The following is a 2,362-nucleotide window of genomic DNA, read 5'->3' on the forward strand; positions in this document are numbered from 1 at the left end:
TCGTCCTGGAGGCCGCCGACGACGGTCTCGTAGGCGAGGGTCGGCTTGCCGGAGGCGGCCCAGATCACCTTGCGGGGCGCCTTGTCGGCGGCGGTCTTGGCCGAGCCGGCCGCCTTCGCGGCGGTGAGCGCCTGCTTCTCGGCCTTCGCGGTCGTGACCAGCGGCTTGAGCGAGGCGACCTTGATGGCCGTCTTCGTCGCCTTCGTCACGCCCGCGGTCTTGCCGGCCTTGGTCTCGTGGACGACGAGGTCGCCGCCGAGGACCGGAAGTCCGTTGTAGGTGCGCTCGTAGCGGGTGTGGAGGGTGCCGTCGACGTCCTTGACGACGTCTCTGACGACCAGCTTCTCCTTGGCACCGAGGCCTATCTGCTGGGCCGTCTCCACCGTGGCGGCGTCGGCCTTCTGGATGAGCGCGGTGCGCGCGGAGTCGGAGAGCAGGACGGGCGAACCGGCGAGGGGGGTGGTCTTGCCGGACGGGAGCGCCGCGGTCTGGGCGGCGGCACCGGTGGTCAGACCGGTGGTGAGCAGGGCTCCGGCCGCGACTGCGGTGGCGATGGCCAGAGTGGTGCGCTTGTGACGCGCGTAGAGGGGAGTCACGCAAGCTCCTTCTTGTGGGGGCGTCCGAACGGCGTGGGGTGGCCGGAGGGACGATGGTGAAGTTGCGGTGCGGGTGAGCCGTGCGGTGGAAGCGTGCCATCCCAGACGCGTACATGTCAGGAGTCCATAAGGACCTTGGCCGAAAATCGTCGATCAGGTGAACAGTCGGGTGGCCGGGCGCCTCGCCGGCCGCCGTCAAGGGAGGGTCAAAGCAAACCTCCCCGCGGGCAAAAGAGGGCGCCGTCCCGGGGAGTCGAACCTCCGGGACGGCGCCCTGGCGCGCTGTCTTCCTGCCGGCTTCCGCCGCGGTCTACGGGAAGGTCAGTTTCCAGCTGTTGATGTAGCCGGTGTCCTGGGCCGCCTGGTCCTGGACCTTCAGTTTCCAGGTGCCATTGGCTACTTCGGAGGACGCGTTGACCGTGTAGGTCGCGTTCACGTTGTCCGCCGAGTCGGACGAACTGAAGTTCTTCAGGCGGTACGTGGAGCCGTCGGGGGCCACCAGATCGATCACCAGGTCACCGCGCCAGGTGTGCACGATGTCCACGGCGACCGCGAGGTTCGACGGGGCGTTGCCGGTCCGGCCGCTGACCGTGACCGACGAGGTGACCGCCGCGCCGTTGTCCGGAATCGATACGTCGGCCGTGTTCTCGAACGACGTACCGCCGCCGCCACCGCCCGGACGTGAACCGACGTTCACGGCCGCCCAGGCGTTCTGCACCGCCGTGTACTCGGCGCTCGTCGTGCCGTACAGCTCACCCGCCGCCGCGAGCGTGCCGGTGCGGGCCGCCGCGTAGTTGGTGGTCGAGACGAACTTGGTGGTGAGCGCGCGGTACCAGATCTGCAGCGCCTTGTCCCGGCCGATGCCGGTGACCGGAAGCCCGTCGGAGGTGGGCGAGTTGTAGCTGACGCCGTTGATGACCTTGGCGCCGCTGCCCTCGCTCAGCAGGTAGAAGAAGTGGTTCGCGACGCCGGACGAGTAGTGCACGTCGACGTTGCCGACACCGGAGTACCAGGAGTCCTTGGAGCCGCCGTCCTTGCTCGGCTTGTCCATGTAGCGCAGCGGGGTGCCGTCGCCGTTGATGTCGATCTTCTCGCCGATGAGGTAGTCGCCCACGTCGGAGGAGTTGTTGGCGTAGAACTCGACGCCGGTTCCGAAGATGTCGGAGGTCGCCTCGTTCAGACCGCCGGACTCACCCGAGTAGTTGAGCCCCGCGGTGTTGGAGGTGACGCCGTGGCTCATCTCGTGGCCCGCCACGTCCAGCGACGTCAGCGGGTCGGCGTTCCCGGACCCGTCGCCGTACGTCATGCAGAAGCAGCCGTCGTCCCAGAACGCGTTGACGTACGCGTTGCCGTAGTGGACGCGCGAGTACGCTCCCACGCCGTTGTTCTTGATGCCGCTGCGGCCGAAGGTGTTCTTGTAGAAGTCCCAGGTCTCCGCGGCGCCGTAGTGGGCGTCGGCGCCGGCCGTCGCGGCGTTCGACGTGGTGCCGTTGCCCCAGGTGTCGCTCGTCTGCGAGAACAGCGTGCCGGTGCCCGACGTCCCTCGGTTCAGGTTGTACGTCTTGTGGGCGCCGCGCGCACCGTCGTTCAGCGTGTAGGTGGAGCCCGACTGCGTGGTCGTCAGGGTCACCTGACCGCTGTACTGGGTGTTGCCGATGCCGTTCTTGATGGCCTGGTACTCGTAGAGCTTCTTGCCGGTGGCGGCGTCGGTGATGACGTGCAGCTCGTTGGGGGTGCCGTCGTCCTGGAGGCCGCCGACGACGGTC

At 68.1% G+C, this 2,362-nt stretch carries 1 protein-coding gene and 1 pseudogene; both read right to left on the minus strand.

Features of this window, described 5'->3' with window-relative positions:
* Positions 1-596: pseudogene (locus ACWD68_RS41740) on the minus strand (M4 family metallopeptidase); the annotation flags it as partial.
* 310 nt (positions 597-906) lie between these two features.
* A partial coding sequence (locus tag ACWD68_RS41745; RefSeq protein WP_451811695.1) for a M4 family metallopeptidase occupies positions 907-2,362 on the minus strand: 1,456 nt, incomplete at its 5' end.

The sequence above is a fragment of the Streptomyces sp. NPDC005141 genome, from assembly GCF_053599975.1.